Genomic DNA, 20,359 nt, shown 5'->3' with positions numbered 1-20,359 from the left:
CGCCCGCCCTTCGTGGTCGTCCGATCCGAGATGGATGCCTCGGCGCGCCGCCTGCATGCGCTTCCAGCGGTCGCTCCCGCAAGAACTACTGTAGATCGCATGCCCGCGCCCGATCCCCTCGATGAGCTCGGCGTCCGCGCCGACGCCGACGGCGGGCGCATCCGGGTGTGGTCGGAGCACGCGACGAGCGTCGACCTCGTCGTGTTCGATCCCGACGACCTCGACTGGGCGGCCGAACGCGTGCCGCTCGCCCGCGATGCCGACGGCGTCTGGACGGGGGACTCCCCGTCGCTGGTGCCCGGCGCGCACTACGGGCTGCGGGTCGACGGTCCCGCCGGGTTCGATCATGCGTTCAACCCCGTGCACACGCTGCTCGATCCGTACGCGCGCGGCCTCGCCCGTGCCGATGACGGCTCGTGGCGCGGCGTCGTGCTCGGCGGACTCGCCGACGCGGCCTTCGATTGGGGCGGCGTCGGCAAGCCCGCGGTGCCGCTCGATCGCACGGTCGTCTACGAGACGCACGTGCGCGGGTTCTCGAAGCTCAACCACGCGATCCCCGAGCCGCTCCGCGGCACCTATGCCGGGCTCGCCCACGACGCCTCGCTCGAATACCTGACGGGCCTCGGGGTGACGACGGTCGAGTTGCTGCCGGTGCAGGCGTTCGTCCCCGAGCAGCGGCTCGTGCGCCAGGGCAAGCCGAACTACTGGGGCTACAACACCCTCGCGTTCTTCGCCGCCCACGCGCCGTACGCGAGCGCCGCAGCGCAGGCCGCAGGCGCGCACGCCGTGCGCCGCGAGTTCGCCGGCATGGTCCGTCGCCTGCACGAAGCGGGCCTCGAGGTCGTGCTCGACGTCGTATACAACCACACGGCCGAGGAGGGGCGCGAAGGGCCGACCTACAGCTTCCGCGGCATCGACAACGCGAACTACTACCGACACGACGCGCACGGCCGGTACGTCGACACGACCGGCTGCGGCAACACGGTCGACTTCGGGCACGACGCCGCGGTGCGGCTCGTGCTCGATTCGATGCGCTACTTCAGCGGCGAACTGCAGGTCGACGGGTTCCGCCTCGACCTCGCGGCGACGCTCGGTCGCGATGCCAACGGCGAGTTCACCCCCGACCACCCGTTGCTGCGCGGCATGCTCGACGACCCGGTGATCGGCGCCTCGAAGCTCATCGCCGAGCCGTGGGACGTCGGTCCGGGCGGATGGCGCACGGGCGGATTCCCGACGGGCTTCAGCGAGTGGAACGACCGCTACCGCGACCGCATGCGCGACTTCTGGCTCGGCGACCTGCGCCGCGAGCGCGAATCGGGTTCGGCGGGCAGCGGCATCGGCCGCTTCGCGACCCGGCTCGCGGGGTCGTCGAACACGTTCTCGCCCGAGCGCGGCCCGCTCGCGAGCCTCAACTTCGTCACCGCGCACGACGGGTTCACGCTCGCCGACCTGACCGCGTTCGACGTCAAGCACAACCTCGGCAACGGCGAGCAGAACCGCGACGGCACCGATCACAACAACTCGTACAACCACGGGGTCGAGGGTGAGGCGGCCGACCCCGTCGTCCGGGCGGCACGGCGGCGAAGCATCCGCAACCTGCTCGGCACCCTGCTGCTGTCGGCCGGGGTTCCGATGCTGACCGCGGGCGACGAGTTCGGACGAAGCCAGCGCGGCAACAACAACGCGTACTGCCACGACTCGCCGCTCACCTGGCTCGCGTGGGATCCGGCCGAGCGCCCCCGGTATGCACCGGCGCTCCTCGCCACAGCGAGGCACCTGCTGCGCCTGCGCGCCGAGAACCCGGCCCTCCGGCCGATCCGCTTCGGCCGCGACGGCGAGACGACGCCGAGCGCCTCGGAGATGTACTGGTTCAACGCCGACGGCGAGACCATGGGCATCGACGACTGGAACTCGCCGGTCGAACGCACCCTGCAGTTCGTCGCGGCGTCGACGCCCGAGACCGAGGCGTTCAACCGGATCCTGCTCGTCGTGCACGCCCGCGAGACGGAGGCCGACGTGGTGCTGCCGGCCGTCGACGGCGTCACCGGCTACCTGCCGCTGTGGGACTCCGCCGAGGAGACGCCCGAGACCGATTCCTCGGGCGGGGGCGAACTCGCCCCCGGTGCGCGCCTGCGCATCACCGGCCCGTCGATGCGCCTGTTCCGCGCCGAGGGCGGTGGGCGGTGACCAAGAAGGCGGATGCCTCGTCGGCGGGTACGCCCGCGACGCTCGCCCTCGCTCGGGCCGGCGTCGCGTTCACCCCGCTCGCCTATGAGCACGACCCGCGCGCCGCCGCGTACGGCCTCGAGGCCGCTGAGAAGCTCGGAATCGACCCGGGCCGCGTGTTCAAGACCCTGCTGGCCGACGTCGACGGCGCGCTCGCGGTCGGCATCGTGCCCGTCGCCATGCAGCTCGACCTCAAGGCGCTCGCGGCCGCGCTCGGCGGGAAGCGCGCCGAGATGGCCGACCCCAGGGTCGCCGAGCGGAAGACCGGGTACGTCGTCGGGGGCATCAGCCCCATCGGCCAGAAGACTCCGCTGCCGACGGTGCTCGACGAGTCGGCGATCATCTGCGAGACGATCTGCGTCTCGGGCGGCCGGCGCGGTCTCGACCTCGAGCTCTCCCCCGACGACCTCCTCGCCGTCACCGGCGGCCGCTACGCGCCGATCGCCCGCGCCCGCTGACGCGACCCGGCGTCGAGTCCGCCGCCGGTCGCGGTCATCGCCCGGTCGTCAGGATGCGATCGCGACGAGTCCGAGCTCCGCCGGGTTCGTCATGAGCGGATGCGACGGGACGACCCGGACCGAGTAGCCGAACGCTCCGGCACGATCGAGCGTGACGGTGCACTCGTACCCGCCTCCGGCCGCGGGGACGAGCGCGGTGCGGCGCGGGTCGCCGATCGAGTCGTCCGCGAGGCTTCGGCCCGAGACGAGTTCGACGGCGACGTCGTCCGCGCCCAGGCCCCCGAGCTCGACCTCGGCGCGCACGTGCAGCTCGTCGCCGACCGCGGGCTGGTCGAGCCCGCCCGATTCGACGTGCAGCACCTTCACCCCGGGCCACGCGGCACGCACCCTCGCGGCCCAGGCCGCGAACTCGCGCGCACCCCTGGCATCGTCGGCGCGCATGCGCTCGAAGGACTCGCCGGCATGCCGATAGAGCCGCTCGACGTACTCGCGCACCATGCGATCGGCACCGAGCTCGGGCACGAGGCGGGTCATCGTCGTGCGAAGCATCTGCAGCCACTCGGCCGGCACCCGATCAGCGTCGCGTTCGAAGTAGCCGGCCCGCCCGTCCGCTTCGACGGGCCGGTCGTAGAACGCCGGCACGATGCGGTGCTCGAGGAGGTCGTAGAGCGCCCCCGCCTCGCGGGCATCGCGCTCGGCCGCGTCGCCGGCCGCATCCGACGAGGGGATGACCCAGCCGAAGTCGTCACCCGCGTACTCCGCCCACCATCCATCGAGGATCGAGAGATTGAGCGCGGCGTTCATCGCCGCCTTCATGCCCGAGGTGCCGCAGGCCTCAAGGGGACGCAACGGGTTGTTGAGCCAGACATCGCAGCCCGGGTACAGCCGCTCGGCCATCGCCATGTCGTAGTCCGGCAGGAAGACGAATCGCTCGCGCACGTCGGGCTGCGCCGCGAACTGGACGAGGCGCTGGATGAGGCGCTTGCCCTCGTCGTCGGCGGGGTGCGCCTTGCCGGCGACCACGAACTGCACGGGGCGGTCGGGATCGGTGAGGATCGCCCTCAGGCGTTCCGGATCCTGCAGCATCAGCGTCAGGCGCTTGTACGTCGGAACGCGACGGGCGAAGCCGATCGTGAGCACCTCGGGGTCGAGTGCGTTCGAGATCCACTCGGGAGCGGGCGCACCCGCGTGCTGCTCGCCGAAGCTCGCCTCGAGCCGCCGCCGGGCATCCGCGACGAGTCGGGCGCGCATCTCCCGCTTGACGGCCCAGAGATCGGCGTCGGCGACCGCAGGGCTCAGCCAGTCGGCGTGCTCGCTGTCGTCGGTGCCGAGTTCGCGCTCGGCGAGCGCGGTGAGCGACGGATCGGTCCATGTCGGCGCGTGGACCCCGTTCGTGATCGAGGTGATCGGCACCTCGTCCGCGTCGAAACCCGGCCAGAGGTCGCCGAACATGCGACGGCTGACCTGCCCGTGCAGCTGGGAGACACCGTTGGCGTGGCCGGCGAGCCGGAGCCCCATGACGGCCATGTTGAATGCGCTCGCCGCAGGGTCGGCGCCGGGCTCGACGCCGAGCGAGAGCGCTGCGTCGGGATCGACCCCGGGCAGCAGTTCCGCCGTGACGTAGCGCTCGACGAGCGCGCGGTCGAAGCGATCGATGCCGGCCGGCACGGGGGTGTGGGTCGTGAAGACCGTGCCCGAGCGAACGAGCTGGAGCGCCTCGTCGAAGGCGAGTCCCTCGCCGATGTAGGCCGAGATCCGCTCGAGGCCGAGGAAGCCGGCGTGCCCCTCGTTCATGTGGAAGACCTCGGGCGCCGGGGCGCCGACGAGCTCCGCCCAGGCGCGCAACGCCCGCACCCCGCCGATGCCGAGCAGCAGTTCCTGCAGCAGCCGGTGCTCACTGCCGCCGCCGTAGAGCCGGTCGGTGATCGCGCGATGCTCGTCGCTGTTCGCCGGGACGTCGGTGTCGAGCAGCAGCAGCTCGACGCGGCCGACGGCCGCTCGCCAGACACGGGCGCTCAGCGTGCCGCCGTCCGGCAGCGCGAGCGAGACCTGGACCGCGCTGCCGTCGGAGCGGCGCAGCACCGTGAGCGGCAGGCCGTCCGGATCCTGCACGGGATAGCGCTCCTGCTGCCATCCGTCGGAGGAGATCGACTGCGCGAAGTATCCGGCCTTGTAGAAGAGGCCGACCGCCACGATCGGCACGCCGAGGTCGGACGCCGCCTTGAGGTGGTCGCCGGCGAGGATGCCGAGTCCGCCCGAGTACTGCGGCAGCGCCGCAGTGATGCCGTACTCGGGCGAGAAGTACGCAACGAGTCCGGGGCGCTCGCCCTCGAGGCCCTGGTACCAGCGCGGCTCTTCCAGATACCGGCGCAGTCCCTCGCGTTCGCGCTCGGCCCATGCGACGTAGTCGTCGTCGGCGGCGAGCGCGTCGAGCCGTGCCGGATCCACCTCGCCGAGGAAGGTGACCGGATCACGTTCGGACCGCGACCACGCGTCGGGGTCGATGTGCTCGAAGAGGCGGCGCGTCGGTTCGTGCCATGCCCAGCGCAGGTTGGCCGCGAGCTCCTCGAGCGCGCCGAGGCGGACGGGGACGACGGCTCGGACGGTGAACTTCCGGATCGACTTCACGGCTCCACCCTAGGTCGCGCTCGTGTCGGGCGTGTGAACCGTGCGCAACGCGGGCGTGGTCCTCCTCGACCCGCGAGGAACGATTGGGGCCGCGCGCGGGCCGACGCGCTACGGTCGGAACGTGACCACCGTTACCGCGCTCGCCGGCCGCATCCCCGTGACGCGGCTCACCCCGGCCGTGCCCGACCCCCGCTGGCATCCGAAGGCGTTCGAGGGCGAGGTCGTGCCGTTCCGCGCGACGGTGTTCCGCGAAGGGCACGACCGGGTCGGGGCGATGCTCGTCATCAACGGTCCCTCGGGCGTGGAGCAGCGGCACCGGATGGCCCCGCTCGCCCCCGGCACCGATCGGTGGGAGGCGCTCGTCCAGCTCGACGAGACCGGCGAGTGGCGATGGCACGTCACCGGGTTCGACGACGAGATCGCCACCTGGCGTCACGACGCGGGCGTCAAGATCGACGCGGGCGTCGACGTCGAGCTCATGTACGAGGTCGGCGCGAGGCTCGTCGAACGGGCTGCCGCGGAGACCGACCGCCCTCGGGCGGTGCGCAAGCGCCTCACGGCGCTGGCCGGCGCGCTGCGAGACGGCGAGGCATCCCCCGCCGACCGCCGCGCCCTCGTGGACGCACCCGTGCTCGCGGAGTTCGACGCGCGGCCGCTCGCCCGGCTGTCGACCGATTCGCCCGAGCAGCGCCTGCTCGTCGAACGACGCCGCGCCGGAGTGGGGTCGTGGTACGAGTTCTTCCCACGCTCCGAGGGCGCGAAGCGCCAGAAGGACGGCACCTGGAAGAGCGGCACCTTCCGCACCGCGCAGAAGCGGCTCGACGGGGTCGCCGCGATGGGGTTCGACGTCGTGTACCTGCCTCCGATCCACCCGATCGGCGTGACCAACCGAAAGGGCCCCAACAACACGCTCGACCCGGGCCCCGGCGACCCGGGCTCGCCATGGGCGATCGGCGGGCCGCAGAAGGACGGCAGCGCCGGCGGGCACGACGCCGTGCACCCCGACCTCGGCACCCTCGCCGACTTCCGCGCCTTCGTGCGCCGCGCGAATCAGCTCGGCATCGAGGTCGCCCTCGACCTCGCTCTCCAGGCCTCGCCCGACCACCCCTGGGTCGCCGAGCACCCCGAGTGGTTCACGGTGCTGCCCGACGGCACGATCCGGTTCGCCGAGAACCCGCCGAAGAAGTACCAGGACATCTACCCCGTCAACTTCGACGACGACCCCCAGGGCATCTTCGACGAGGTGCTGCGCATCGTGCGGCACTGGATGAAGCAGGGTGTCCGCATCTTCCGCGTCGACAATCCGCACACCAAGCCGCTCGCCTTCTGGGAGCGGCTCATCGGGGCCGTGAACGCCGACGACCCGGGCGTCGTCTTCCTCGCCGAGGCGTTCACGCGACCGGCGATGATGCAGGCGCTCGCGATGGCGGGATTCCAGCAGTCGTACTCGTACTTCACGTGGCGCAACACGAAGGCCGAGCTCGAGGAGTTCCTCACCCAGGTGTCGCAGGAGACCGCCGACTTCATGCGGCCGAACCTGTTCGTGAACACGCCCGACATCCTCACCGAGTACCTGCAGTTCGGCGGGCCCGCCGCGTTCACCGTGCGGGCGACCATCGCCGCGACGGCGGCCCCGCTGTGGGGCGTCTACTCGGGTTTCGAGCTCTTCGAGTCGGTCGCGCGCCCCGGCGCCGAGGAGGCGATCGACAACGAGAAGTACGAGTACAAGCCGCGCGACTTCGCCGCGGCCGAAGCCGAGGGCCGCTCGCTCGCGCTCTACCTCGGCATCCTCAACCGCATCCGCGCGGAGCACCCCGCACTCGGGCAGCTCCGCAACATCCGCTTCCACGCGAGCGACGACGACTCGGTGCTCGTCTACTCGAAGCACCTCGACGGCCGGTTCACGCCCGACGGCGAGGACGACACGCTGATCGTCGTCGCCAACGTCGACCCGCACTCGGTGCGCGAGACCACCGTGCACCTCGACCTCGAGGCGATCGGGCTCGGGGCCGGCGCCCGGTTCGAGGTCGACGACCTCGTCACCGGGTCGCGCTGGGAGTGGGGTCCGTCGAACTACGTCCGGCTGGACGCCTTCACCCGACCCGCACACATCCTGCACGTGAGAAGAGGCTCGGATGCCTGACACGCCCCCCTCCCCGGTGACCGCGCCCGTCGTGCCCGACGAGGTGCTCGCGGCGGTGGCCGAGGGCCGGCACAGCGATCCCCACTCGGTCCTCGGCCAGCACGGGTTCGACGCACCGCAGGAGCCGGGGCCGCTCACCGCGATCCGCACGCTCCGACCGCTGGCCGCGGGCGTCGACGCCGTGCTCGCCGACGGCACCACCCTGGCGCTCGAGCACGTCGGGCACGGCGTCTGGGCGGGCGCGGGCCGCTTCGGTCCGACCGACTACCTCGTCGAGGCCCGCTACGACGACGGCTCGGAATGGACCGCCGACGATCCGTACCGATTCGCACCGACGATCGGCGAGCTCGACCTGCACCTCATCGCCGAGGGCCGACACGAGCAGCTCTGGCAGGTCCTCGGCGCGCGCTTCCGCGAGCACTGGGGCGTCGACGGGCGCGTGAGCGGCACCGCGTTCACCGTCTGGGCCCCCCGCGCCCGCGCGGTGCGGGTCGTCGGCGCCTTCAACCGCTGGAACGGCTCGGGTCACGCCATGCGGAGCATGGGGGCGTCGGGCGTCTGGGAGCTGTTCGTACCCGACCTCGAGTCCGGGGCGCTGTACAAGTTCGAGCTGCTCACCTCCGGCGGCGAGTGGATCATGAAGGCCGACCCAATGGCCAGGCGCGCCGAGACCGCCCCGGCGACCGCCTCGATCGTCGACGACAGCCGGTACGAGTGGGGCGACGGCGACTGGCTCGACCGGCGTGCCACGACCAATGCGCACGAACGCCCGATGTCGATCTACGAGCTGCACCTCGGATCGTGGCGCCCGGGCAAGGGGTACCGCGAGGTCGCCGACGAGCTCATCGAGTATCTCGACTGGCTCGGCTACACGCATGTCGAGTTCCTGCCGCTCGCCGAGCACCCGTTCGGCGGGTCGTGGGGCTACCAGGTGACCGGCTACTACGCCGCCACCAGCCGGTTCGGCTCTCCCGACGACCTCCGCTACCTCATCGATCGGCTGCATCGCGCCGGCATCGGCGTGATCATGGACTGGGTGCCGGGGCACTTCCCGAAGGACGAGTGGGCACTCGCGCGGTTCGACGGCGAACCCCTCTACGAGCACGCCGACCCGCGGCGCGGCGAGCAGCACGACTGGGGCACCCTCGTCTTCGACTTCGGCAACCCCCGGGTGCGCAACTTCCTCGTCGCGAACGCCCTGTTCTGGCTCGAGGAGTTCCACGTCGACGGACTGCGGGTCGACGCCGTGGCATCCATGCTCTACCTCGACTACTCGCGCGCCGAGGGCGAGTGGCTGCCGAACGTGCACGGCGGCCGCGAGCACCTCGAGGCGATCGCCTTCCTGCAGGAGGCGACGGCGACCGCGTACAAGCGCAATCCCGGCATCGTGATGATCGCCGAGGAGTCGACGTCGTGGCCGGGTGTCACCGCACCGACCTCATCCGGTGGGCTCGGGTTCGGCTACAAGTGGAACATGGGGTGGATGCACGACTCGCTCCAGTACATCCAGAACGACCCGCTGTACCGCTCGCACCACCACCACGAACTCACGTTCTCGTTCCTCTACGCGTTCAGCGAGCACTTCATCCTGCCGATCAGCCACGACGAGGTCGTGCACGGCAAGGGCTCCCTCGTGCGCAAGATGCCGGGCGACCACTGGCAGCAACTCGCGAACACGCGCGCCTACCTCGCATTCATGTGGGCGCATCCCGGCAAGCAGCTGCTGTTCATGGGCCAGGAGTTCGGCCAGCTCAGCGAGTGGAGCGAAGAGCGCGGCCTCGACTGGTGGATCCTCGACCAGCCATCGCACCGGCAGCTCGCCGAGTTCGTGGGCGCGTTGAACCGCCGGTATCGCACGACCGCGGCGCTCTGGCAGCTCGACGACGACGCGGCGGGATTCGAGTGGGTGGAGGGCGGGGCGGCCGCCGAGAACGTCCTCGCGTTCCTGCGTTACGACGGCGACCGGCGACCGCTCCTGTGCATCGTCAACTTCGCGGGCAGGCCGCACGACCGGTTCCGGCTGGGCCTCCCGTTCACCGGCCGGTGGCGCGAGGTGCTCAACTCGGATGCCTCCGAGTTCGGCGGCTCGGGCGTCGGCAACCTCGGCGGGGTCGAGGCCGAGGCAGTGCCGTGGGCGGGGCGGCCGGCCTCGGCGGCCTTCACGCTGCCGCCGCTCGCCGCCGTCTGGTTCGAACTCGACGAGTAGGGCTCGGGGCCGGGTCGTCGCTCGCCGATTCGACGGGTGTCAGTAGAGCAGGCTCGCGAGCCGGGCGCGGGCCGCTGCGACTCGCGGGTCGTCCGTTCCGACGACCTCGAACAGCTCGACGATCCGCTCCCGCACCGCCTTGCGACCGTCGGCATCGAGCTCGGGGAAGAGCGTCAGCAGGCGGTCGAAGGCGTCGTCGATGTGGCCGCCCGAGATGTCGAGGTCGGCGACGTCGAGTTGCGCTCCGAGGTCGTCGGGAGAGGCGGCGGCCGCGGCGCGGATGGAATCGAGCGTCTTGCCGGCGAGCCGGCCGAGCAGGCTCACCTGGGCGAGGCCGGCGACCGCGAGCGCGTCGCGGGGGTCCTGCGCGATGGCCGTGCGGTACGCGGCGGCGGCCGCGTCGTAGTCCCGGCGTTCGATCGCGTCGTACGCCTCCTGGTGGAGCGGCGGCAGGGGCTGCTCGGTGGGCGGCGCCTCGCCTTCCGCCTCGTCACCGGTCTCGATTCGCCCGCCCGCGCCGTGCTGCGCGCCGAGCTCGAGGAGCTGGTCGAACAGCTGCGAGACGACGTCGTCGGGCTGCTCGCCCGCGAACAGGGGCACGGGCTGACCGGCGACGAGGGCGACGACCGTCGGGACCGACTGCACCTGGAGCGCCTGCACGAGCTGCGGGCTGCGATCGGCATCGGCCGCCGCGAGCACGAGCCGGCCCTCGCGAGCACGCACGAGCCGCTCGAGCGACGCGAGCACCTGCTGGGACGGTTCGCTCCACGACGCCCATACCGCGACGACGACGGGCAGCGTGCGCGAGAGCTCGAGGACCTGGCCGAACGAGGCGTCGTCGGTCTCGACGACGATGCGATCAGCTGACGCCGGCGCATGGGCGCCGGCCGGCTGGGCGGCCGCCTGCTGGCGCTGCACGAGCGCCGTGAGATCGACGGCACCGCGCAGCGATGCGCCTGAGGGCGGAATCGGGTTCGTCATCTACTTGACCTCCGATGCTGCGGTGAGACTCTCGGACCAGCCGAGGAGTTGGATCTGGGCGCCTTCCCCGGCGCCGACGCCCGGCACGTAGAAGAGCAACTGGATGTCGCTCGCGCGCTGCACGCCCTTCGCGCTCTGCCCAGTGAACCCCGAGAGCGCTGCGGCACTGCCGCCTTCCTGGAAGCCGGTCGTGCCACCGTCGTTCGGCACGCTCTTCTCGCCGCGGATGACGTTGACCGACACGATCGCTCCGGCGTCGATCGTGCCGAACCCGATCGCAGGGGCGGTACCGGCTGCGGTCGAGACCGTGAGGGTCGCGGTTGGGTTCGCCTTCTCCGCCTCCGCCTTGCGCGTCGCGGCGTTGAGCGCTTCATCGAGGTCGGACGCCTCGAGATCGAACATCGGCGCGAAGGTGCTCGCAGCCCCGTTCTGCAGGATGTCGGCGTACGCGGCGGCGACCTCGCCGGTCGGCATGACGAGGCCCTTGAACTCCGGCGAGATCGGCGGTGCGCCGATCGACGCCGGTGCCACCTCGGGAATCTCCGTGTCGGGAACCAGCGCGGTCTGCGAGACCACGTGGTAGTTCTCGCGGGGAGTCTCCTGCACGAGCACGAGCGCGGTCGGGGCGATCGTCTCGTCGTCCGCGTTCTTCGCGATCGTGAGCACCGTCCGCGGCCATCCGGTCGACTGCTGCGGCAGGGTCAGGGTCAGGGGCGCCGCCGGGATGGCGGGCGGGAGCGGATGGTCGGCGAGCGTCGCGCGGATCTTGTAGTTCGCCGCGCGCGCGGCACGCGCGGGCCCGGCGAATCGCTCGGACAGGCGGGCGGTGTCGCCGGCCTGGTCGACCTCGCTCGTGAACACCGCGATCCTCCGCATGATGCGCTCCATCTGGGGCACGGTGACGGCGGGCTCGACCACGGGCTCTTCGGGGTCGGCGGCCTCCGTCGCCGCGACGCTCGCGTCGGGGGTCGCCGGCGCCGTGGTCGCGGGAGCCTCTTCGCTCTCGAAGCTCGGCCAGTAGTCGGCCGAGCACGCGCTGAGCGCGAGCGCAGGCACGAGGAGGGCGGGCACGATCACGACCCGCTTCGCGCGACCGATCGCGCGCCGACCAGCCGTGACCTGATTGCGCCTCGAGGGCTTCGGCGCGCTCGGCAGCCTGCCACGGGGGCCCTTCGGGAGATTTCTGCGCGGGCCGCGCGACCGACGGTGGCGCACGAAGCCGGAGATGAGCAGGCCGAGTCCGACGAGGAACACGAGCGCGCCCCCGGCGATGAGCGGGCCGGCCCACGGGGTCTTCGTGTCACTCGGCCAGTCGAGCGCGACTCGGGCCGGCGCGGGATTCACCCCGTCGGAGGCGATGAGCACGGAGATGCCCTCGGGTACGTCGATCGTCGTCGTCACGAAACGGTCGCCCGTGAACTCGTCGAGCCAGAGGTCGGAACCGACCGGCGTCGCAGCCGCGAGCACCTCGGGATCGACCGGGGCCGGCGTCGCGGTCGCACCCGGCGTCGCCGGCGCGGTCGCCGTCGGGGCAGGGGTCGTGGTGGCCGGCTCGGGGGTCTCGGTGGGTGTCTCGGCCTGCGGGTCGTCGGCGGGGTCGGTCGTGACGACCTCGCCCACGAGCGATTTCGCCTCGGGGTCGTAGTGCACCGACTGGTACGGCGTCGACCCGAGCCAGGCGACCATGTCGGCGCTGCGCCCGTACGAGATGAAGATGGCGCCGTCGCCGGCGACGGTGATCTCCTGCTTGCCGGGATTCGCTTCGAGCGCGTCGGGTTCGAGCACGGTGAACGCCGTCTCTCCGTCGGACTCGATCGCCATCGACGCCCGGTCGGGCTCCATGAGCACCGTGCGCTGGGCGATACCGAGCCCGATCATCACGGCCGCGGCGACGAACGCCACGATAGCGAAGACGAAGCGCACGAACTGACCTCCCAAGCCGCTGTTGCGGCATCCGACAAAGACATTCCACACTACCGGCAGAGTCTGGGAGTCGCCTGCCCACCGCCTGAACGACACGCGCAAACGCGGCATCGCGAAGCCCCGTACAATCAGAACGATTCCCGCATGAGCCCCCACAAACGCGGGACACGACCCGGAGGAAGCATGGCCGTCGAAGAGACCGAGTTCACACAGGTGTTCCGCGGATACGACAAGGACGAGGTGGACAAGGCCATCAACGGCCTTCGTCGCGACATCATCGCCGCGAACACCCAGTCCGCGGACACGGTGAAGGAGAACAAGCGCCTGCTGGCCCGTATCGACGAGCTCACCGCCGAGCTCGAAGAGGTCGGCAGTCCGACCTTCTCGGGGCTCGGCACGAAGCTCGAGAACACGCTGCGCGTCGCCGAGGAGCAGTCCACCCGCCTCATCGCCCAGGCCGACATCGACGCCGAGAAGCTCCGCCGCGCCGCCGAGGACGAGGCGCACCTCATGCGCTCCGATGCACAGGAGTTCGCCGAGCGCACGCTCGGCGAGGCCCGCGCGCAGGCGAGCCGCGTCGTCGAGAACGCCCGGGCCGAGGTCGACGACATGGTCGCCCGCGCCCACGAGACGAGCGAGCAGCTCCGCCAGGACGCCGCCCGCGACGCTGGGGCGATCCGGGGCGCGGTCGCGACCGAGACGGCCGAGCTTCGCTCGAGCGCGAAGCGCGAGTCCGCCGCGGTCATCTCCGCGGCGGAGCGCAAGGCCTCCGAGATCCTCCTCGCTGCGAACACCGAGGCGAGCGAGGCCCGGGCCACCGCCGCCGGGCTCACGCAGGAGACCGAGCAGACCCGCGCGGAGGTCGCCGTCGAACTCGACCGGGCACGGGCCGAGCTCGCGAAGGAGACGGAACAGGCGCGCATCGACCTCGCCCGCGAGACCGAGCAGTCGCGCCTCGACCTCGAGCGCGAGTCCGCCGAGGCCCGCGCCGCCATCGACGCGGAGATCGAAGAGCGTCGCGCCGCTCTCGCGCACGAGCTCGAGCAGGCCCGCACCGACCTCGAGCGCGAGCTCGCGACCGGTCGCGCGGCGCTCGCCGAGGAGCGCGAGCAGTCGGCGGTCGACCTCGAGCGAGAAGCCGAGTCGGCACGCCTGAAGCTGCAGCACGAGCTCGAGCGCATCCGCGCGAAGCACGCCGCCGACCTCGACCAGATGCGCGCCGACCTCGCCCTCGAGCAGGAGCAGGCCCGCGCCGACTTCGAGGCCGAGGCCGAGCAGGCGCGCATCGATCTCGACAACCAGCTCACCGCCATGCGGAAGAAGACCACGCACGAGGTCAACCGCATGCGACGTGAGATCGAGAAGAGCCGCCTGGACCTCGAGTCCGAGCTCACCGCCAAGCGCGACGAGGCCGAGCAGGAGCTGCTCGCCGCCCACCAGGAGGCGGTCGCCCAGACGCAGAAGTTCCTCGACGACGCGAACGCCGAGCTCGCCGAGACGAGCGCCCGCACGGCCGAGAGCCGCGCCGAGTCCGAGCGTCTCGAGACGGAGGCGCGCTCGGCGATCTCCGGCATCCGCGAGAAGGCCGAGCAGGAGGCGTCCGAGCGCATCTCCGCTGCGCACGACCAGGCGCGCAAGCTCATCGCCGACGCAGAGGAGCGCACTCGTGCGCTCGTCGCCGACGCCGAGGACCGGCTCTCGCAGATTAGGATCGAGCGCGACGCGGTCGCCGGCTACTTCGAGAGCCTGCGCGGCGTGCTGACGCAGGCCGAGCAGGTCGCAGCCGACACGAAGTAGTCCGGAAGGGGCGCGGTGGTTCCGTGAAGATCCTCAACGCGTTCCGCATCGGCCTCGTCGGCACCCTCGGTGTCGGCGTCGGCCTGTTCATCCTGACCTCGATCGTCAGCCTCTCGACGATCATCACCTACATCGGAGCGGCGCTCTTCCTGGCCCTCGGCCTCGACCCGGCGATCAGCTGGCTCGAGCGCCGAGGGCTTCCGCGTTGGTCCGCGATCCTCATCGTGATGAGCGGGGTCGGCATCATCGTCGCCGCGCTCGTGCTCGCCGTCGTCCCGATCATCGTCGATCAGATCGGCGACCTCGTCGAGGAGATCCCCGGCATCATCGAGCGGTTCAACTCGCAGGACTGGCTCGCCGTGCTCCAGGAGCAGTTCCCGCAGCTGCAGGTCGAGGAGATCAACGCGCAGGTCACGACGGGCCTCACCGACTTCTTCACCAACCCCGACAAGCTCTCCGAGCTCGCGGGCGGCGTGCTGCAGGTCGCGATCGCCATCGGCTCGGGCGTCTTCGCGGTCGTGATCGTGTTCATCCTGATGCTCTACTTCGCCGCGTCGCTGAACACGATGAAGCGCGCCACGTACCAGCTCGTGCCGGCGTCGCGGCGCGCCAGGTTCGCCGACCTCACCGAGCAGATCACGCAGTCGGTCGGCCGCTACGTGCTGGGTCAGGTCTCGCTCGCGGCGGTGAACGGGGTGCTGAGTTTCATCTACCTGTCGATCATCCGTGCGCCGTTCCCGGCCGTGCTCGCGTTCCTCGCCTTCATGTTCTCGCTCGTGCCGCTCGTCGGCACGCTCTCGGGCTCGATCGTGATCGTGCTCGTCTGCCTGATTCCCGGCCTCGGTTCGCCCATCACCGCCCTCGCGGCGGCGATCTACTACATCGTCTACATGCAGGTCGAGGCGTACATCCTGAGCCCGCGCATCATGCATCGGGCGGTGAAGGTGCCCGGCGCCCTCGTCGTGATCGCCGCCCTCGCCGGCGGCGCGCTCGGCGGCATCCTCGGTGCGCTCGTCGCCATCCCGGTCGCCGCCGCCATCCTGCTCATCATCAAGCAGGTCGTCATACCGCGCCAGAACGAACGCTGAGCCGGCTCAGTCCTCGTCGGAGGCGGACGCCGCAGGCCACCGAGTCGGCAGCGGCGCAGCCTCGGGGTTCACCGCGGCCACGATCTCGTCGAGCACGCGCCGCGTCTGCGTCTCCCCCACCCACAGGTGGCGCCCGCCGGCGACGTCGATGCGCCGCAGCTTCGGCAGCCCGGAGAAGCGTTCGGCCGCCTCGGCCGGCCTGAGGTAGTCGTCGTGCTCGGGGATGAGGGCGACGAGCGCGGGGCTCGCGGTCGACCAGCGTGCGAGTTCGGCCGTGCTCGTGCGGTGCAGCGGGGGCGAGAGCAGGATCGCGCCGTCGATGCCGTGCTCGAGCCCGTACTTCAGGGCGAGCTCGGTGCCGAACGACCACCCGACCAGCCACGGGTGCGGGAGTCCGCGCTGCTGCACGAACGACATCGCCGCCGCGACATCCGCCCGCTCGGCGACGCCGTCGCCGAACTCGCCCTCGCTGCGCCCGCGCGGCGACGCCGTGCCTCGCGTGTTGAACCGCAGCACAGCGAGGTCGGCCAGCGCGGGGAGCCGCGCGGCGGCCTTGCGCAGGATGTGCGAGTCCATGAAGCCGCCGGCCGTCGGCAACGGATGCAGCGTGACGAGCGTCGCGACGGGATCGCGCTCGAGGGGCAGCGCCAGCTCGCCGACGAGGCGCAGGCCGTCTGCCGTGTGCAGTTCGATCTCCTCCCGGCGGGCCGGAAGCTCGACTCCCGATCGGATCTCGATCGTGTCATCCGTCTCGTTCACCGTGCGCCCAACCTCCAGCAGTGCGTGTGCCAATGCCGACGCGCCGCAAGGTCGGCCGCGTCGCCCAGCACGCCGTCGGCCCGCCAGGCGACGAGATGCGCGACACCCGGTGCGACCTCGAGGCCGCACCCCGGGCACACGTACGCCTTGACGGCCTGCGCCTCGGAGACGGGCTGCACGTTCCATTCGCGGCCCGCGCGCACCTCGGTGCGGCGCCAGCCGGCGCTCAGCCGATCGACGTCGAGCTCGGGGTGCCCCTCGCGTGCACGGGCGGCACGCGACCGGGGTCGGTTCGAGCGTGCCATGCGTCCAAGTCTAGAACGGCCGCGCATCGAGGCCGCATCGCCGAGGATGCCTCGGCTGGACGGCCCGGCTCAGTACCAGCCGACCGACTCGGAGTGGGCCCAGGCGCCGCAGGGCGTGCCGTAGCGGCCCGAGACGTAGCCGAGACCCCATTCGATCTGCGTCGCCGCGTTCGTCTCCCAGTCGGCCCCCGCGGTCGCCATCTTCGACCCGGGCAGGGCCTGCGGGATGCCGTAGGCGCCGCTCCCGGCGTTGTAGGCGTTGACCCGCCAGCCCGACTCCTTGTTCCAGAGCGCGACGAGGCAGTCGAACTCCGAGGTGGGCCAGCCGCGTGCGGCGACGGCACCGGCGGCGTATGCCTGCGCGGAGCCCGGGTCGGGCGTCACCGCGGGCGGTGCCCAACCGGCGCCGGACGAAGCCGGCTCCACGACCGGCTCGGGCTTCTCCTCGACGACGTACTGCTCGTGCCCGTCGACGGTGACCTCGTAGTCGCCGCCGGCGGCGATCGACTGCACGGCCTCGCCGCCGAACCGGTCGCCCTGCGCGAAGTCGGGCGAAGCGGTCGCCCCGCTGTACGGGTCGACGATGTTCACCAGCACGAAGCTGACCGAGGCGAGGAACGCGAAGACGACGGTCGCGGCCTGCTTCACGGGCCCGCGGGTGATTCTGGGAACGGTCGGGGACGACGGCTGCGCCGCCTCGCCCGATCCTGCATGCCTACCCACGATTCGACGAGTGTAGCGGAGTGGCGGCCGGACGGGCCAATGCCGCGCGCGGGCTCACCGGACCGCCAGCATGACGTCGACGACGGCGTCGAGCACGAGGTCGACCTGCGCCTCGCGGTACCCGCCGCGCTGGGTCGCGAAGACGACCGAGCGGACGTCCTCGACGGAGATGGGCCAACCGTCTCTGAAGTACCGGGTGAGTTTGTCGGCGAACTTGTCGACCTCGCGGACGCTGTAGCCGAGCACGAGCGGATTCATTCGCTCGAACCGCTCGCCCTCGGGCCGCGCGAGCCGGTTGGAGACCACCTGCGCGGTCAGGCGCGCCTCGCGCAGCCACGCCTCGTCGCCGTGCAGCCGGGCCGCATCCTGCCGCTCCTGGGCGGCGAACGCGTCCTCCAGGCGGGCGAGCGCTGCGTCGACGTGCTCCGTCGAATAGCCGCCCTTCTGCATCGCGAAGGCGGTCAGCCGGATGCGCTCGCTCGTCATCGGCTCGTCACCCGGCGTCGCCGTGCCGTCGTAGGCACGGCGGGCGAGCTGCAGGAACTCCTCGACCTGATCGATCTTGTACCCGAGTCTGGGCTTTCTGGCGCGCGGGAACGTCGAATCCACTGCACCAGTATCGCGCACGCTCATCCGAAGAGCCGGAACGCCACGAAGGCGACGGCCGCCGACGGCAGGATCGAATCGAGCCGGTCGAGGAACCCGCCGTGGCCCGGCAGCCACGAGCTCATGTCCTTGATGCCGATGTCGCGCTTGACGAGCGATTCGACGAGATCGCCGAGCGTGGCGGTGAGGAAGATCGCACCGCCGAAGACGAGCCCGAACCACCACGGCTCGCCGAGCATGAACAGGGCGAGCAGCACACCGGCGACCAGGCTCGTCGCGGCGCCGCCGGCGAAGCCCTCCCAGGTCTTCTTCGGGCTGATCACGGGCGCCATCTTGTGCTTGCCGAACATGAGACCGAACGCGTAGGCCCCGGTGTCGGCGGCGACCGCCAGCACGATGAACGCGAGGGTCCACCACTGTCCACCGTCGGCGGCGGTCAGCACGACCGCGAACGTTGCGAGGAACGTCACGTATCCCTGCACGAACGCACCTGCGGCGAGGTCTCGCCCGAGCGCCGCGCCGTCGGTCCGGCGGGACGGCAGTGCCTGCTCGACGAGCCTCCACGCCGTCACGATCGCGACTCCCGCGACGACCGCGAGGAACTGCCCGCCCGCACCGCCGTAGTAGGCGACGGGCACCGCGATCACCGCGACCGCCACGGTCGGTGGCCGCGGCACGCGGAGGTCGCCCTTGCGGAGTGCCTGCGCGAGTTCGTAGCTCGCGAACCCGGCGATCACGACGGCGAAGAGCATGAAGAGCTCTTTGACGACGAGCAGGCTCAGCAGCAGCGCGCCGCCGAACACGAGCCCGATGAGGATCGCGACGATGAGGTTGCGACCCGTGCGCGCCTTGATCCGTTCCTGGGCCTCGTCGAACTGCGCCTTGGATGCCTCGAACTGACGCTCGAGGTCGGCCTTGCGCGCCGTGACCTGTGCGCGGAAATCGTCGCGCGCGGTGCGGTCCTGCCCCCCGGCGTCCGACTGACCCTCTTCTGGGACGCCTGACATGGCCCTCCCTCAGCCCCCGAGCCCTCAGACCTCGAGGAGTTCGGCTTCCTTGCGCTTGAGGGCCTCGTCGATCGCGTCGACGTGCGTCTTCGTGATCTGCTCGAGCTCCTTCTCGCCGCGCCCGACCTCGTCGTCGCCGACCTCGCCCTTGAGCGCGTCGAGGTCGTCCTTCGCCTTGCGGCGGATGTTGCGGACCGACACCTTCGCGTCTTCGGCCTTCGAACGGACCATCTTGACGTACTCCTTGCGGCGCTCCTCCGTCAGCTCGGGCAGCGTCACGCGGATGAGGTTGCCGTCGTTCGTCGGGTTGGCGCCCAGGTTCGGGGTGTCGCGGATCGCCTGCTCGATGTCGCGCAGCGCGCCCTTGTCGTAGGGCGTGACGACCAGCGTGCGCGCCTCGGGGTTCTGCAGCGACGCGAGCTGCGCGAGCGGCGTCGGCGTGCCGTAGTAGCTCACCATGATCTTCTGGAAGAGCTGGGGGTTCGCCCGCCCCGTACGCACGGTGGCGAAGTCGTCCTTGGCGACTTCGACCGCCTTCTGCATGCGTGCGGTGGCATCGGAAAGTACATCCGCGATCACGGGAACTCCTTTACGGTTCGCTACTCGTGCCAGTCTATCGACTGGCCGGGTCCACACCGTTGCTCGCCGCGACGCCACGTTCGGCGTCACGGCCCGGCGCGGTCGGGTTCTATCGGTTCGACGACTCCACGCCGTTGCTCACGACGGTGCCGAGGTCGGCGCCGAGGATCGCCGCCGTGACGTTGCCGGCCGGCTCCATGCCGAACACCTGCATCGGCATGCCGTTGTCCATGCAGAGGCTGAAGGCGGTCGAGTCGACGACCTTGAGGCCGCGCTGCAGCGCCTCCTGGTAGCTGATGCGGTCGATCTTCGTGGCGTCGGGGTTCGTCCGGGGGTCGTCCGAGTAGACGCCGTCGACGCCGTTCTTCGCGACGAGCACCACGTCGGCATCGATCTCGAGCGCTCGTTGCGCGGCGACGGTGTCGGTCGAGAAGTACGGGAGCCCCGCACCCGCGCCGAAGATCACGACGCGGCCCTTCTCGAGGTGCCGCTCGGCGCGACGCGGGATGTACGGCTCGGCGACCTGGGTCATCGAGATCGCCGACTGGACGCGGGTCTCTGCGCCGGCCTGCTCGAGGAAGTCCTGGAGCGCGAGCGAGTTCATGACGGTGCCGAGCATGCCCATGTAGTCCGCGCGACCGCGATCCATGCCGCGCTGGCTGAGCTCCGCGCCGCGGAAGAAGTTGCCGCCGCCGACGACGATCGCGACCTCGACCGTCTGCGCCGCATCGGCGATCTCGCGCGCGAGGGCGCTCACGACGTCGGGGTTGACCCCGAGCGCTCCCCCGCCGAATGCCTCTCCCGAGAGCTTCAGCATCACCCTGCGCTTGCGTTCCGTCATCCCCGCCGTCCTTCCGGTGCCCGTGTCAAAACTAGTGCTTCACCCGACCGGGTGCACAGCATCCGGTCGAGGCGCGCGGCGCGGCGTCG

At 71.2% G+C, this 20,359-nt stretch carries 16 protein-coding genes; 6 read left to right on the top strand and 10 right to left on the bottom strand.

Annotated elements, in window-relative coordinates; genetic code table 11:
* The first annotated feature begins 99 nt into the window (after window positions 1-99).
* A complete protein-coding gene (gene glgX / locus LR269_RS10765; RefSeq protein WP_231430790.1) occupies window positions 100-2,187 on the top strand; it encodes a glycogen debranching protein GlgX in 2,088 nt (695 codons plus the stop codon).
* Window positions 2,184-2,684, top strand: coding sequence for a Cys-tRNA(Pro) deacylase (gene ybaK, locus LR269_RS10760; RefSeq protein ID WP_231430789.1), 501 nt, complete (start codon window positions 2,184-2,186; stop codon window positions 2,682-2,684). Before glgX ends, ybaK begins: the two co-directional genes overlap by 4 nt.
* A 48-nt stretch (window positions 2,685-2,732) precedes the next feature.
* Here ybaK and glgP read toward each other — a convergent pair whose 3' ends face one another.
* A complete protein-coding gene (gene glgP / locus LR269_RS10755) occupies window positions 2,733-5,312 on the bottom strand; it encodes an alpha-glucan family phosphorylase (protein ID WP_231430788.1) in 2,580 nt (859 codons plus the stop codon).
* Between the two features lie 121 nt (window positions 5,313-5,433).
* Between glgP and LR269_RS10750 the strand changes: the two genes are divergently transcribed.
* Together LR269_RS10750 and glgB are read left to right on the top strand one after the other, a co-directional pair.
* Window positions 5,434-7,455: an alpha-1,4-glucan--maltose-1-phosphate maltosyltransferase gene (locus tag LR269_RS10750; RefSeq protein ID WP_231430787.1), complete on the top strand. Its 2,022-nt coding sequence runs from the start codon at window positions 5,434-5,436 to the stop codon at window positions 7,453-7,455.
* The gene (gene glgB, locus LR269_RS10745; RefSeq protein ID WP_231430786.1) at window positions 7,448-9,661 is read left to right on the top strand and encodes a 1,4-alpha-glucan branching protein GlgB; all 2,214 of its coding nucleotides are present in this window, start codon (window positions 7,448-7,450) and stop codon (window positions 9,659-9,661) included. Before LR269_RS10750 ends, glgB begins: the two co-directional genes overlap by 8 nt.
* 39 nt (window positions 9,662-9,700) lie before the next feature.
* On the opposite strand, the gene LR269_RS10740 is transcribed toward glgB, so the two are convergent.
* Together LR269_RS10740 and LR269_RS10735 are read right to left on the bottom strand one after the other, a co-directional pair.
* The gene (locus LR269_RS10740) at window positions 9,701-10,642 is read right to left on the bottom strand and encodes a tetratricopeptide repeat protein (RefSeq protein ID WP_231430785.1); all 942 of its coding nucleotides are present in this window, start codon (window positions 10,640-10,642) and stop codon (window positions 9,701-9,703) included.
* The gene (locus tag LR269_RS10735; RefSeq protein WP_231430784.1) at window positions 10,643-12,565 is read right to left on the bottom strand and encodes a hypothetical protein; all 1,923 of its coding nucleotides are present in this window, start codon (window positions 12,563-12,565) and stop codon (window positions 10,643-10,645) included.
* Between the two features lie 144 nt (window positions 12,566-12,709).
* Here LR269_RS10735 and LR269_RS10730 point away from each other — a divergent pair, with 144 nt between their 5' ends.
* Window positions 12,710-14,362 carry a DivIVA domain-containing protein gene (locus LR269_RS10730; RefSeq protein WP_231430783.1) on the top strand — a complete coding sequence of 551 codons (1,653 nt, stop codon included), beginning with the start codon at window positions 12,710-12,712 and terminating at the stop codon, window positions 14,360-14,362.
* Between the two features lie 23 nt (window positions 14,363-14,385).
* Window positions 14,386-15,450, top strand: coding sequence for an AI-2E family transporter (locus LR269_RS10725; protein ID WP_231430782.1), 1,065 nt, complete (start codon window positions 14,386-14,388; stop codon window positions 15,448-15,450).
* 6 nt (window positions 15,451-15,456) lie between these two features.
* Here LR269_RS10725 and LR269_RS10720 read toward each other — a convergent pair whose 3' ends face one another.
* The 7 genes from LR269_RS10720 to pyrH form a co-directional block, all read right to left on the bottom strand.
* Window positions 15,457-16,188, bottom strand: a complete 732-nt coding sequence (locus tag LR269_RS10720) for an alpha/beta hydrolase (protein ID WP_231432316.1) — start codon at window positions 16,186-16,188, stop codon at window positions 15,457-15,459.
* A gap of 17 nt (window positions 16,189-16,205) precedes the next feature.
* Window positions 16,206-16,514 (bottom strand): hypothetical protein, encoded by a 309-nt coding sequence (locus LR269_RS10715; RefSeq protein ID WP_231430781.1) that lies wholly within the window; start codon window positions 16,512-16,514, stop codon window positions 16,206-16,208.
* A gap of 69 nt (window positions 16,515-16,583) precedes the next feature.
* Complete coding sequence (locus LR269_RS10710; RefSeq protein WP_231430780.1) at window positions 16,584-17,162, bottom strand: lytic transglycosylase domain-containing protein; 579 nt, start codon at window positions 17,160-17,162, stop codon at window positions 16,584-16,586.
* 129 nt (window positions 17,163-17,291) lie between these two features.
* Window positions 17,292-17,846: a DivIVA domain-containing protein gene (locus tag LR269_RS10705; RefSeq protein ID WP_231430779.1), complete on the bottom strand. Its 555-nt coding sequence runs from the start codon at window positions 17,844-17,846 to the stop codon at window positions 17,292-17,294.
* 20 nt (window positions 17,847-17,866) lie between these two features.
* On the bottom strand, window positions 17,867-18,850 hold the full coding sequence (locus LR269_RS10700; protein ID WP_231430778.1) for a phosphatidate cytidylyltransferase: 984 nt from the start codon (window positions 18,848-18,850) through the stop codon (window positions 17,867-17,869).
* A gap of 24 nt (window positions 18,851-18,874) precedes the next feature.
* Window positions 18,875-19,429 (bottom strand): ribosome recycling factor, encoded by a 555-nt coding sequence (frr, locus tag LR269_RS10695; RefSeq protein WP_231430777.1) that lies wholly within the window; start codon window positions 19,427-19,429, stop codon window positions 18,875-18,877.
* 109 nt (window positions 19,430-19,538) lie between these two features.
* A complete protein-coding gene (gene pyrH, locus LR269_RS10690) occupies window positions 19,539-20,270 on the bottom strand; it encodes a UMP kinase (protein ID WP_231430776.1) in 732 nt (243 codons plus the stop codon).
* Window positions 20,271-20,359: the final 89 nt, after the last annotated feature.

Origin of the sequence: Agromyces sp. S2-1-8 (genome assembly GCF_021129215.1) — a bacterium.
Lineage (GTDB): Bacteria > Actinomycetota > Actinomycetes > Actinomycetales > Microbacteriaceae > Agromyces > Agromyces chromiiresistens.
This window is presented reverse-complemented; position numbering and strand designations above follow the sequence as displayed.